Source organism: Gordonia araii NBRC 100433, assembly GCF_000241265.1.
GTDB classification, from domain to species: domain Bacteria; phylum Actinomycetota; class Actinomycetes; order Mycobacteriales; family Mycobacteriaceae; genus Gordonia; species Gordonia araii.
The window spans coordinates 83,942-96,733 of the sequence record NZ_BAEE01000068.1; the positions used below are offsets into that span (position 1 = coordinate 83,942).

Consider the following 12,792-nt stretch of genomic DNA (forward strand, 5'->3'; position numbering starts at 1 on the left):
CTCAGTTTGCATTCAGGCGTTTCCTGGAAGAATGGGCCGACGTGGGTTCAGCCGGTACGCGGTCGGAGCCTGCCGGGTAACGAAAGGAACCGAAGGTGTTCGGATGGATCGGCGCGTTTGTTCATCGAATGCGGTACACCGTCATCGCCGTCATGGTGGCGATGATGGCCGGTCTCGGCCTCTACGGCCTTGATCTGCCCAATCACCTGTCGCAGAGCGGCTGGTTCGACCCGGGATCGGAGTCCGTGAAGGGCTCGATCATCGCCGATAAGGCGCTGGGCCGCGACCACAAATCCGACATCGTTCTGATGGTGACTCCCCCGGAGGGGCAGAAGATCACCGATATCGAGTTCCAGACGAAGATGGAGAACTTCGTTCAGGATCTCGTGACGGGCGAGAAGACCAAGCACCTCGTCGGCCGCGACGATCCCGGTATCTATGACCCGTTCAACGCCGGTGACGGCAGTCCACTGGCGCGGGAATCCCAGCGTCAGATGCAAGAACGCATGTTCAATCTGGACGAGAACAAGGCGTTCGTCAGCATCGGCGTCGTCGGGCACGACGACACGTCGATCCTCAACAACTTCAAAGAACTCAAACCGGCTTTCGACAACATCGGCGAGCGTTTCGACTTACCCGGCGCGAGGTTCGACCTGGCCGGCCTCCAACCCATCGCCAACTCGATGAGCGAGGGCATGGCGCGCGACATTCATCGCGCCGAGGTCATCGCGCTGCCCGTCGTCGCGATCATGCTCTTCTTCGTTTTCGGCGGCGTCGTGGCGGCCGCGCTGCCCGTGTTGATCGGTGGTCTCACCATCGCCGGATCGCTGGGCATCATGAAATTCCTGGCGACGGTGACCGAGCTGAACATTTTCGCCCAATCGGTGGTCACGCTGATCGGGCTGGGTATCGCGATCGACTACGGCCTGTTCATCGTCAGCCGGTTCCGCGAAGAATTGGCCGAGGGCTATACGACGAAAGCCGCGGTCCGAAGAACCGTGATGACCGCCGGCCAAACCGTGTGGTTCTCGGCGACGATCATCATCGCGGCGATCGCCTGTCTGCTGATCTTCCCGCAGGGCTTCCTCAAGTCGGTGGCGTACGGCGCGATCGCGTCGGTGGCCCTTGCCGCTTTCCTGTCGATCACGGTGCTGCCGGCGATCCTGTCGATCCTCGGCCGCCGCATCGACGCCTTCAGCTTCTCGTTCCTGCGCCGGACCAAGACCAAACAGGAAGTCGAAGACGGCTTCTGGGGCAAGCTGTCGGGCTGGGTGATGAAGCACCCGCTCAAGACCGCGGTTCCCACCGTGCTGCTGTTGCTCGCATTGATCATTCCATTCGGCAACATCGCGTTCGGCGGTATCAGCGAGCGGTACCTGCCGCCGGACAACCCGACGCGCCAAGCGCAGGAGGCCTTTGACAAGGCCTTCCCCGCCGCACGTACCGAGGAAGTCAAGATCATCGTCCTCTACGACGGCGACACCGCCGACACCGAGGCGCTGAACACGCTGGCCGCCGAGGCGAATGCCCACGACCGCGGGGTTCCGGACGACCAGAAATACTTCACCAAAGAGTTCACGATGTCGCCCGACAACGCTGGCGGCGGCGGCAGCTCCGCGTCCTGGGGCGATTCCAGCTATGTGGTCTCGCAGATGGCCGCCGGTTTGCGGGACCCCTCGCAAACCGACGTGACGGCGGAAGCGGTGAAGTACCTGCGCTCGCTCAAGCAACCCGACGGCATGCGCATGTACATCGCCGGGACGCCGACGCTGACGCAGGACTCGATGGACGCGATGATGGCCCGATTGCCGCTGATGACGGTGATCCTGGTGCTCGTCACCGGCTTCTTGATGTTCCTCGCATTCGGGTCGATCGTGCTGCCGATCAAGGCCGCACTCGTCTCGGCGCTCGGTCTGGGTGCGACGCTGGGCATCCTGACGTGGATGTTCGTCGAGGGCCACGGCTCCAGCCTGCTGAACTTCACGCCGGGCGCGCTGTTCGCGCCGGTGCTCGTGCTGATCATCGCGATCGTGTACGGCCTCTCCACCGACTACGAGATATTCCTGCTGTCCCGGATGGTCGAGGCGCGGCAGAAGGGGGCGTCGACCACCGAGGCGATCCGTGTCGGTACCGCGCACACCGGCCGCATCATCACCGCCGCCGCCGCGATCCTCGTCGTTGTGACCGGGGCATTCGCCCTGTCGGAGATCGTGATGATGAAGTACATCGCCTTCGGCATGATCGCGGCGCTGATCCTGGACGCGACGATCATCCGCATGTTGCTGGTGCCGTCGACCATGAAACTGCTGGGCGACGATTGCTGGTGGGCGCCGCAGTGGATGCAGACGCTGCAGCGCAAACTGGGCCTCGGCGAGACCATCCTCGACGTCGAACCGGATCAGATGGTCGACGCGAACGTCGCAGCCTCACGGTCGATGTCGGCGGGCACCTATATCGCCAGCGCGCCGACCTCGGCGATCCCCAGCGCGAACTCGACGTCCCGCCGTTCGCGGCGGGTGGCTCCGGCCGCCCCGACCGGGGAGAGTCCCCGGCCGGGTCCGGCCCCTCAGCAACCGCAGGCGGTCCCGGCGCCACCGCAGCGGCCGAGCGGTCCCGCGGCGCAACAACCGCCGGCCGGACCCCCGGGACAGCCGCAGCAGCAGCCGGTGACCCCCCGGCAGCGTCCGGCGACGCCGCCGGTCACCCCGCGAGCGAACCCTGCCGTTCCGCAGCAACCGGTGACGCCGCGACCGAGCCCGGCCGTCGGCGACCAGCCGGTCTCCCCGCGCCAAGCACCGGCGCAGTCTCAACCAGTGACGCCGCCGCCGACTCCGCGTGTCTCCCGTCGGCCGGTGACCCCGACCCCGACCTCGGAGGACACCCCCGACACCGGCGCTTGGCGCCTGGGCGAAGGCGGCATCCGCTTCGAGGACGCCACGGTGCCCGCGGCACCGCCGTCGCCGGTCACCCCGCCGATCACGCCCGCGTCGGGATTCGGCCAGGCCGAGGCGGAGTTCGACGACGACGATCAGGACGGCAAGCGCGCGGCGGGCAATCGCGGCGATCAGGAGATCAGCGTGCAGGATCTGCTGCGCCGCGCCCGCGACAAGGGCGCGGACGAGTAGCGGTCGGGCCGGTCACTCCTCTTCGGGCTCGTCGAGCCCGTGCTCGATCGCGTAGCGGGCGAGTTCGACCCGGTTCGCCAGCTGCAGTTTGCGCAGCGAGGACTGCACGTGGTTCTCGACCGTGCGGTGACTGAGGAACAGCTTGGCCGCGATCTGCTTGGCGGTCATCCCCTTGGCCACATACCGCAGCACCTCGGTCTCCCGGGGTGACAGTGCCGGCTTCTCCGGGTCCTCTCCCCCGGCCGACATCCGGCGGAATTCGCCCAGGACCAATCCGGCCAGTCCCGGGGTGAACACGGCCTGCCCGTCGGCGGTCGCCCGCACACCGGCGATCATCTCGTCCCGCGACGCGCTCTTGACCAGGTATCCGGTGGCGCCGGCCTTCACCGCCTCCAGCACGTCGTCACGCTCGTCGGACGCTGACAGCACCAGGACATGCGACGACGGCGAGACGGCCAGTACCTGTGCCGTCGCCTCTGCGCCGTTCCCGTCGGGCAGCTGCATGTCCATCAGCACGACGTCGGGCCGCACGGCGCCGGCCCGGCGCACAGCGGACCCGACGCTGTCTGCGGTGGCGACCACCTCGAATCCCTCGTCGGTGAGGTCGCGCTCGATGCCGTCGCGCCACATCGGGTGGTCGTCGACGACCATGACTCGGATCGTCATCGGTCCTCCTGGTTTCCCCGGTCGAAGTTCTCCGTACCGGCCGGGAGCGATCGCGGCACGATCAGCTCCCATTCGGTTCCCGCGCCCGGCCGCGAATCCAGTTCGGTGCGGCCGCCGAGCGCCTCGATGCGCCCGATGATGGCCTGCGCGACACCCAGCCGCCCCTCGTCGGCGGCGGCCTCGAGCCGGCCCGGCTCGATCCCGACACCGTCGTCGCGGATGCTGATCACCAGCTCGTCGCCGAGATCCTCCAGCAGCACGAACGCCCGCGCCTGCGGGCCGGCGTGCCGCTCGACGTTGTCCAGCGCGTTGCGGACCGCCGCGTCGATCTCGGCACCCACCTGGCCGGCCACCCGAACCGCGTCGCGCGGGGTGCTGACCAGGACCGCGGACCCGGCGTGCTTGCGCAACAGCTGAACGAGGTCGACGTCGCCGGCCGCGGTGGCCGCGATCCGCTCCCGGTAGGTGCGGTCCTCCTCGGCCGTATCGGTGAGGAAGCGGCGCAGTTCCTGCTCTTGTTCGCCGGCAAGGTCGGCCAGTGTGGCGGTGTCCCCGCCGATCTCGCGGCCGCGCCGGGAAATGAGTGCCAGCGCCTGCAGCACGCCGTCGTGGACGTGGCGGGCCAGTCGCTCGCGTTCCTCGGCGGCCGCGGCATAGCGCGCGGCCTGGGTGAGCAGCTCGTGGTTGCGGCGGGCGCTGGTCGCCGCCCAGCCCACCACCAGACCGAGGAACAGCAGTTGGATCAGCAGTGCGTTGCGCCCGAGGTTCAGCGAGGCGCTGCCCTTGACCACGACCGAGGAACCCCACACCAGCAGCCCGATCAGACCGCCGCCGCTCGCGCCGCCCAGGATCGCCGCGGAGATCACCGCGTTGCAGGCCCACAGCGTCGTCGGCCAGGGCTGGTTCTCGGCGATCCACTCCGACGAGGCGACGTACGAGGTCGACAGCATCAGCGCGCAGGTGATCGCGATCTCGGCACCGACCCACTTCCAGTTGCGGCCGAAACCCACCAGGTAGGCGACTCCGCACGCGACCGTCCACCCGAGGAGGACGGCGAAGAGCAGCGCGACCGTGCGCCGGCGGTCCAGGTCGTCGTTGACGGCGAGCTGGAAGCCGACGGTGTACACGACCGACAGCGCGCGGAACACCTGCGCCGCCCGCCACAGCGGAGCCGAGGCGTCCTCGTCGACGCGCGTCCGCACCTGCGCCAGCCAGGCGCGGCGCACCGCGGCGCGCGAAGAGCCCGTCTCCTCCCGCGGCGTCATCGACTGTCCCAGGTCGGCGGATCCGGATCGGCGGCGAGCACCACGCCGCGCACCGCGTCCGCCTCACCGTCGTCGACCTGCCGCTGCGCTTCCGGCCACCGCCGCAGCTCCCTGATCGCCGTATTGGCGAAAGCGATCAGCGGCACCGACAGCAGACCCCCGATGATGCCCGCGAGCACGATGCCCCCGGCGATGCCCAGCACGACCGCCACCGGATGCAGTCGCACCGACCGGCCCAGCAGGAACGGCTGCAGCACATGGCTTTCCAGCTGCATGACGGCGACGACGATCGCCAGCGCGATCAGTGCGGCCAGCCAGCCGTTGGTGATCAGCGCGACGAGTACCGCGACGCCGCCGGTGACCAGGGCGCCGACGATCGGGATGAAGGCACCCAGGAAGACCAGCGAGCCGAGGGGCAGGGCGAGCGGCACGCCGATGATGGCCAGACCGACGCCGATGCCGACCGCGTCGACCAGCGCCACCGCGACGGTCGCGCGGACGTAGCCGACGAGGGTGCCGAATCCGGCGTGGCCCGCGGCGAACACCCGCTCCCGGTTGGCGGCGGGGACGAGGTTGGTCAGGAACGCCCAGATCTGGCCGCCGCCGTACAGGAAGAAGATCATCAGGAACAGGGCCAGCAGCGCTCCGGTGATGATCTCGGTGGCGGTCGTCGCCGTGGCGAGCGCCCCGCTGGTAACCCGCTCCTGGTTGTGGTTGAGAAAGTCGACGATGTCGGCTCCGACGTTGTCGACCTGCTTCGCGTCGAGGGAGAACGGTCCTTCGACCAGCCACTTCTTCACCGAGTTGACCGTGCCGGTCACCTGCTGGGTCAACTCGGGAAAGCCCCGGATGAATTCGCGGATGACGAAGGCGAGCACCAGCCCGAGGACGCCGAGGACGGTGACCATCGAGGCGACGACGGCTAATGCCCGCGGGACCCCGTGACGATTCAGGAAGTCGACGATCGGCACGAGCATCGCCGTGCCGAGCACCGCGATCGCCACCGGAACCAAGACGGTCTTGAAGTGCATGAAGCCCGTGAAAAGCGCGACGACGAGCGCCCCGATCACCAGCAGCCGCCACGACCACGCCGCTGCCGCCCGGACTCCGGGCGGGACGGGATGCTCGTCGGGATTCGACGTCGTTGCCACGGGACCAAGACTAGGCAGGTCGCGGGCATTTCGGGGTTAGGTACCCTGACCGGCATGGCAAAATCGCCGCGCGCGATCTGGCACAAGAGCAAGGGATGGCTCCGCTGGATCATGCTGGTCGGGATCATCGCGGTGCTCGCGATCGAGGGCTACCTGGTCCGCGACCAGTTCTCCGCAGCGTGGAGCCGCATCGGCGATATTCATTGGGGCTGGCTGGCCGCGTGTTTCGTGGCGTCGATGGCGAACCTCGACAGTTTCGCGCGGGTGCAGCGCGCACTGTTGCGTTCGGCGGGCGTGCTCGTCTCCCAGTGGCGGTCGCTGTCGGTGATCCTCGCCGCGAACTCGCTGAGCCAGACGATGCCGGGGGGCCAGGTGCTGGCACCGGCCTTCACCTACCGCGAGACCCGTCGCTGGGGGGCCAATCCGGTGGTCGCGTCGTGGCAGGTGGTGATGTCGGGCCTGATCGCCGGCGTCGGTCTGGCCACACTGGGCATCGGCGGCGCGGTCATGGCGGGCGCACGCACCAACCCGTACTCGACGATGTTCTCGATTCTCGGCTTCATCGCTTTCGTCGCCGTGCTGCAGTACCTCTCCGCCCACCCCGCGACGGTGCACGCGTGGGGCCAGCGGATCCTCACCTGGTACAACGAGGTGCGCAACCGTCCCGAGGACGCCGGCCAGGAGCGGTTGAGCCGGCTGATCGACCAGCTCGGCGCCGTCGCGCTCACCCGGCGCGACGCGGGCGTCGCTTTCGGTTGGAGCCTCTTCAACTGGATCGCCGATGTCTGCTGCCTGATGTTCGCCTGCTGGGCCATCGGATCGCACCCGTCGATCGCCGGCATCGCCGTGGCCTACGCGGCGTCGAAGGCGGTGGGCACGGCAATTCCGCTGCTGCCCGGCGGACTCGGCGTCGTCGACGCGGCCATGGTCGCCGCCCTCGTCCCGGCCGGGATGACCACGGGTGACGCGGTCGTCGCGGTCATCCTCTACCGGCTCGTCAGCTGGGCGCTCGTCTCGCTGATCGGCTGGGTGGTCGTGCTGGTGATGTACCGCAGCCGCATCCGCAGCGACGACGACGAGACCGACGACTTCGAGGAGGGACTGCGCACCGCCGCCCCGGCCGGCCCGGACCGCCCGCTCCTCGACTTCACCGACGACCAGCGCCGGCTGATCCTCGGGCACCCGCTGCCCGACGGGGAGCGCGAACTCGACGCGGACGCCGACAGCGACACCGACGATGGGCCCGACGACGGGCCCGACGATGGGCCTCCGGTGGAGGACAACGCCTGGAAGCTACCGTAGGAACAATGACCTCACAGCTTCGACCACAGCGTCGGCGACTGCACCTGCCGTTGCTGGCAACAGCGGTGCTCGACGCGGTCATGATTCTCGTCTTCTCCACCGGCGGTCGGGAGAGCCACGAGAAGGCGCTGAGCGCGGTCGGAGTCGTTCAAACCGCCGCGCCCTTCCTCGTCGGCGCGGCGCTCGGCTGGGTGCTGGCCTACGTCCTGGTGCGCATCGAAACGCCCTCCTGGCTGCGGGCCGAGGAATTCCGACCCGAGCGCATTCTGCCGTTCGGGATCGTCGTCTGGATCAGCGCGGTCGTCGTCGGCATGCTGCTGCGCGCCCTGTTCCACACCGGTACCGCGCCGCAGTTCATCGGCGTGGCGACGCTGTCGCTGTGCGTCCTGCTGCTCGGCTGGCGTGCCGTGGCCGACCGCGTCTATCGCATGTTCGCGCGCTAACCGCCGACCGTGCCCACATTCCCGCCGACCGTGCCCAGTTTCTCGCCGACCGTGCCCACATTCCCGCCGACCGTGCCCACATTCCCGCCGACCGTGCCCAGATTCTCGCCGAGCGTGCCCGGGATTCGACCTACCGGATCTTCAGGTACTTCTGCGCCGCCTGCAACGCTGCCGTCCCCGACCGGCTGCCCTCGGTGTAGATGACGATCACCTTCTTGTCGACGATTCCCAAGAACCATCCGGGCCCATCCGGGCCATTGGTGCCGACGAGGGCGCGCAGCCCCTTGGCGTCGGTGAGATCACTCGCGTCTCCACGTCGGGCGGTACGAGCCATCGCGTCGAGGATAGGACGCACCAACTCGCCCTGCACCGGTCCCAGCTTCCCTTCGTGAACACGGGTCTGCTGCCCCTTGATGACGAAGGGCGGCACCGACGTCTTCTCACCATTCGTCGCGCGCGCCAGGGCGACTCCGAGCGCACCGACGTTCAGCATCGACGCACGCACCTCGCCCGGGCGGAAGTCGACCCGCTCGACGCCGATCCCGTTCCGCTGCGGCGACGATGCGCCGGGCACGGTGAAGACGACGCCGAGGCCGAGCCGGTCGAGTAGCTCGGCGGTATCGACCTCGTTCTTGCTCGCGTAAGCGGTCACCGCGTCGAAGACCGGCGCGAGCGACGATCCCGTCGTGTACTCGCCGTCGATGCTGATGCCGCGATCGGTGGCGGCCTTGTTGCGGCCCATGCCGAGGATTCCGCCGGTCTTGCCGTCGAGTGCGAGGATCGTCGTCGGCTGAGCCACCTCGATGGCGGCGTCGCCCACGGCGCGCTGCACGCGCGGGTCGATCGTCGTGGCGATGTTCGGTCCGGCCGGGCCCTGCTCGCCGTCGAGACGCTGGGGGGCCTCCCCCGGCTGCGCGACCACGATTTTCCACCCGGCGGTGACGTCGCGGATCGCCTGCCAGTAGTTCGTCAGCCCGTCCTCGAGCGGTGAGCTGAGCTGGCGGTTGGTCATGACGAGTCGCTCGGACTTGTGCACGGTGACTCCCCGGATCTTGCCGGGATCGGTGGTGAGGACCTTCATGTCCGGATCCCGGAGCGTGACGGCGACGACGGGTTCGCCCGGCTGACCGGAGATCTTCTTCAGGATGACGTCGGAGGTGATCTGCGGGGCCATCGGAGCGATGGCTCGCGCGACCGCTTGCACGGTGCGGCCGAGATCGTTGGTCTGGTCGGGGTTGATGATGACTTCGTTGACGGGTTGCATCACCATGAACGGTTTCCCGCTGCGCGACAGCACGCGCGGCGCGGGGCGCGCGTCGGTGCGGACCTGCTGAATCCGGCCGCCCGGCCGTAGACCGGAGTAGATGACCGAGGGCTCCCATTGGACTCGCCATCCCGAGGAGAGGTTGCGCGCCGTGCCCTGCGTCGCGGTGACGAACTGGCGGCCGCCCTCCCAGCGGTAGGTCGTCTTGAGTTCGAAGCCGGCGGTGCCGTCGCTGTAGTCGACGGTCCTGACGACTTCGGTCTCGACGCGCATCGCGTGCATGCCGTCCATCGTCGCCGTCAACGCGTCACTCGCTTGACCGGGTGCGGTGGTCAGCGATGCCGCACGCTGGATGTTCTGCTGCGACACCGCGTTGGCGTAGTCGTGTATCACCGCCGCGGCACCGGCCGGCGACGACGAGCACGACACGAGTGCGACGGCGCACGCCGCTGTGGCGGTGACGGCCAAAACAGCTCTCGGTGCCCAGATCCTCATAAGTCACAATTTTCACATCTGTCACACCACTGCGTCGACCTGAGCGCGCACCGGCTCCGTCACAACACCGTCACGCCGCCATAACACCCGCCGACCGTGCCCACTTTCCCGCCGACCGTGCCCAGTTTCGCGCCGATCGTGCCCACCTTCCCGCCGATCGTGCCCACTTTCGCGCCGACCGTGCCCACTTTCGCGCCGATTGTGCCCTCGGGCTACTCCCCGATGGTCTTCCCCATCACCCAAATGAGTGCTTCGGACGCCCCTTCGGCGTCACCGACGAGCTCACCGCCGCCCAGGTCCCCACCGCGCGCAGCATCTCCTGCGGCCAACTCCACCTCGTCGAACCGCAGACGCCCGTCGCTGACGAAGATGTGTGCGAACCGCCCCGCCGGAATCCGCGCTCGTTCGCCGCGCTTGAGCCGCGCGACCCAAAACGTTGCCGACCGACTCGCGATCCGGATTGCCGAATCGAGCGCAGGATCCCCCGACGCGATCGGGATGAGCCCACCTCGTTCGAGTTCGGCCGAAACGTCGGCCTGGTCGTAGCCGGGATCGCGCCCGAACTCGTCGGGCATCACCCACATCTGGACATAGCTGACGTCGACCGTGCCGGCGCCCTCGACGCGCACCCCATCCGTGGCGGACCACGTGTCGTTTCGTTCCGAGTGCTCGATCCCGGTTCCGGCGCTCATCCGCTGCGCCAGACCCGGGTACACGATGCCGCTGTGCCCGTGCGAATCCTGATGCACGAGGCTGCCGGAACGGACCCATGTAATGATCTCGGTTTCACGGTGCGGGTGAGTATCGAAGCCTTGTCCCGGCCGCAATACCTCGTCGTTGTGGACCAGTAGAACGCCGTGGTGGGTGTTCTCCGGGTCGTAGTGATCGCCGAAGGAAAAACTGTGCGCCGACGACAACCAGCCCGTCGTCGTGGTGAACCGATCGACGGCGCGGTGCACCGTGTAGCTCATCCGTCCAGTGTGGCACCGCGGGCACGATCGGCGCGAAACTGGGCACGCTCGGCGAGAAACTGGGCACGATCGGCGGAAAAGTGGGCACGGTCGGCGACGGGATGAGGGCTCACGGGATTTCGGGCAGGATGGAAGCCGTGACTGCGACGACTCCCCATTCCGGCATCGACTTCTCCTACACCGACGACGCGGTGCGCGCCCAGGACGACCTTTACGCCCATTTCAACGGCAAATGGCTCGCCACCCACGAGATCCCCGCCGACCGCAGCATCGACGGTTCGTTCATCGTCCTGCGCGACCGGGCCGAGGAGAACGTCCGCGACCTCATCATCGCCGCATCGGAGTCCGCCGCGGAGTCGGGCACCGACGAATGCAAGATCGGCGACCTCTACGCCTCGTTCATGGACACCGACCACATCGAGGCGCTCGGCATCGGACCCATCAGCGACGAGCTGTCGGGGATCGACACCATCTCCACGACGGCAGAGTTCGCCCGCCGGGTCGGCCGGCTGCAGCGCCACGGCGTTGCCGGCCTGATCGGCCTCTACGTCGACACCGACGCGAAGGATTCGTCGCGCTACCTCGTGCACCTCACTCAGTCGGGACTCGGCCTGCCCGACGAGAGCTACTACCGCGAGGAGAAGCACGCGCAGACCCGCGATGCCTACCGGGCTCACGTCGAGAGGATGTTCGCCCTCGCCGACCTCCCCGATCCGGCCGGCTCGGCGTCGACCGTCCTCGACCTCGAGACGGCCATCGCCGCCCGCCACTGGGACGTCGTGGCGCGCCGCGACGCCGAGCGCAGCTACAACCTGCGCACCTACGCCGACCTCGCCTCGGCCGCGGGCGGCTTCGACGTCGACCAGTGGATCGCCGGACTCGGCACCACCCACGACCCGGTTTTCGCCGAGACGGTCGTCGGTCAGCCCGACTTCCTCTCGGGCGTGGGCGAACTCGTCGCCGACCGCTCCCTCGACGAGTGGAAGACCTGGCTGCGCTGGAAACTCCTCCACTCCGCCGCGCCCTATCTGCCGCAGCGCTTCGTCGACGAGAACTTCGCCTTCTACGGGCGGACGCTCTCCGGAGCCCCGGAGCTGCGCGAACGCTGGAAGCGCGGCGTCGGGTTCGTCGAAGGGGCAATGGGTTTCGCCGTCGGGCGGCGTTACGTCGACGAGCATTTCCCCGCGTCGGCGAAGGCCCGCATGGACGAGCTCATCGCCAATCTCATCGAGGCCTACCGCCGCAACATCTCCGAATTGGAGTGGATGACGCCGACCACGCGCGCCAAGGCGCTGGCGAAGCTTGAATCCTTCAACCCGAAGATCGGCTACCCGAAGCACTGGCGCGACTACTCGGCGCTGCTCGTCGACCGCGGCGACCTGATCGGCAACGTCGCCCGCGCATCCGCCTTCGAGCACAACCGGGAGTTCGGCAAGATCGGCCAGCCCGTCGACCGCGACGAGTGGTTCATGACGCCGCAGACGGTCAACGCCTACTACAACCCGGGCATGAACGAGATCGTCTTCCCCGCCGCGATCCTGCAGCCGCCGTTCTTCGACGCCGAGGCCGACGACGCGGTCAACTACGGCGGCATCGGCGCGGTGATCGGGCACGAGATCGGGCACGGCTTCGACGATCAGGGCGCCAAGTACGACGGGGAGGGCAACCTGGTCGACTGGTGGACCGACGAGGATCGCACCGAGTTCGCTTCCCGCACGCGCGCCCTCATCGATCAGTACAGCGAATTCACACCGACCGGGCTGGACCCCGAGCACAAGGTCAACGGGGACTTCACGATCGGTGAGAACATCGGCGACCTCGGCGGTCTTTCGATCGCGCTCGTCGCCTACCGGATCGCCGACGCCGAGCCGCCGGTGATCGACGGCATGACCGGGCAGCAGCGGCTGTTCTACAGCTGGGCGCAGATCTGGCGCAGCAAGACGCGGGACGAGGAGGCGATCAAGCGGCTCGCCATCGACCCGCACTCGCCGCCGGAGTTCCGCTGCAACGGCGTCATCCGCAACATCGACGCGTTCTACGACGCCTTCGACGTCCAGCCCGGTGACCGGCTCTACCTCGAGCCGGCTCAACGCGTCCGCATCTGGTAGCC

Annotated in this window: 10 protein-coding genes; 4 read left to right on the forward strand and 6 right to left on the reverse strand. The window is 68.2% G+C overall.

Going from position 1 to position 12,792, the window contains the following annotated elements:
• Positions 1 to 95 precede the first annotated feature (95 nt).
• On the forward strand, positions 96 to 3,125 hold the full coding sequence (locus tag GOARA_RS16190; RefSeq protein WP_007323498.1) for an MMPL family transporter: 3,030 nt from the start codon (positions 96 to 98) through the stop codon (positions 3,123 to 3,125).
• Positions 3,126 to 3,137: 12 nt separating this feature from the next.
• Here the strand turns inward: GOARA_RS16190 and GOARA_RS16195 are convergent, their stop codons facing one another.
• Genes GOARA_RS16195 through GOARA_RS16205 form a run of 3 tightly spaced genes read right to left on the reverse strand, consistent with a single transcriptional unit; the run spans position 3,138 to position 6,207 of the window.
• Entirely contained in the window at positions 3,138 to 3,791 is a 654-nt protein-coding gene (locus tag GOARA_RS16195) for a response regulator (protein ID WP_007323499.1), read from the reverse strand.
• Positions 3,788 to 5,056, reverse strand: a complete 1,269-nt coding sequence (macS, locus tag GOARA_RS16200; RefSeq protein WP_007323500.1) for a MacS family sensor histidine kinase — start codon at positions 5,054 to 5,056, stop codon at positions 3,788 to 3,790. Before macS ends, GOARA_RS16195 begins: the two co-directional genes overlap by 4 nt.
• Positions 5,053 to 6,207 (reverse strand): AI-2E family transporter, encoded by a 1,155-nt coding sequence (locus GOARA_RS16205; protein WP_007323501.1) that lies wholly within the window; start codon positions 6,205 to 6,207, stop codon positions 5,053 to 5,055. The genes macS and GOARA_RS16205 overlap by 4 nt, the downstream gene beginning before the upstream one ends.
• Before the next feature lie 54 nt (positions 6,208 to 6,261).
• Here GOARA_RS16205 and GOARA_RS16210 point away from each other — a divergent pair, with 54 nt between their 5' ends.
• The gene (locus GOARA_RS16210) at positions 6,262 to 7,509 is read left to right on the forward strand and encodes a lysylphosphatidylglycerol synthase transmembrane domain-containing protein (RefSeq protein ID WP_083834905.1); all 1,248 of its coding nucleotides are present in this window, start codon (positions 6,262 to 6,264) and stop codon (positions 7,507 to 7,509) included.
• Positions 7,510 to 7,514: 5 nt separating this feature from the next.
• Complete coding sequence (locus tag GOARA_RS16215) at positions 7,515 to 7,952, forward strand: DUF3054 domain-containing protein (protein WP_007323503.1); 438 nt, start codon at positions 7,515 to 7,517, stop codon at positions 7,950 to 7,952.
• A 130-nt stretch (positions 7,953 to 8,082) separates the two neighbouring features.
• Here the strand turns inward: GOARA_RS16215 and GOARA_RS16225 are convergent, their stop codons facing one another.
• Genes GOARA_RS16225 through GOARA_RS16230 form a run of 3 tightly spaced genes read right to left on the reverse strand, consistent with a single transcriptional unit; the run spans position 8,083 to position 10,682 of the window.
• Positions 8,083 to 9,711 (reverse strand): NTF2-like N-terminal transpeptidase domain-containing protein, encoded by a 1,629-nt coding sequence (locus tag GOARA_RS16225; RefSeq protein WP_040523744.1) that lies wholly within the window; start codon positions 9,709 to 9,711, stop codon positions 8,083 to 8,085.
• Between the two features lie 59 nt (positions 9,712 to 9,770).
• Complete coding sequence (locus tag GOARA_RS20780) at positions 9,771 to 9,899, reverse strand: hypothetical protein (protein ID WP_280985249.1); 129 nt, start codon at positions 9,897 to 9,899, stop codon at positions 9,771 to 9,773.
• 24 nt (positions 9,900 to 9,923) lie between these two features.
• Positions 9,924 to 10,682 carry a pirin family protein gene (locus tag GOARA_RS16230; protein WP_007323505.1) on the reverse strand — a complete coding sequence of 253 codons (759 nt, stop codon included), beginning with the start codon at positions 10,680 to 10,682 and terminating at the stop codon, positions 9,924 to 9,926.
• Positions 10,683 to 10,810: 128 nt separating this feature from the next.
• Here GOARA_RS16230 and GOARA_RS16235 point away from each other — a divergent pair, with 128 nt between their 5' ends.
• Positions 10,811 to 12,790 (forward strand): M13 family metallopeptidase, encoded by a 1,980-nt coding sequence (locus GOARA_RS16235; RefSeq protein ID WP_007323506.1) that lies wholly within the window; start codon positions 10,811 to 10,813, stop codon positions 12,788 to 12,790.
• The last annotated feature ends 2 nt before the right edge of the window (positions 12,791 to 12,792 follow it).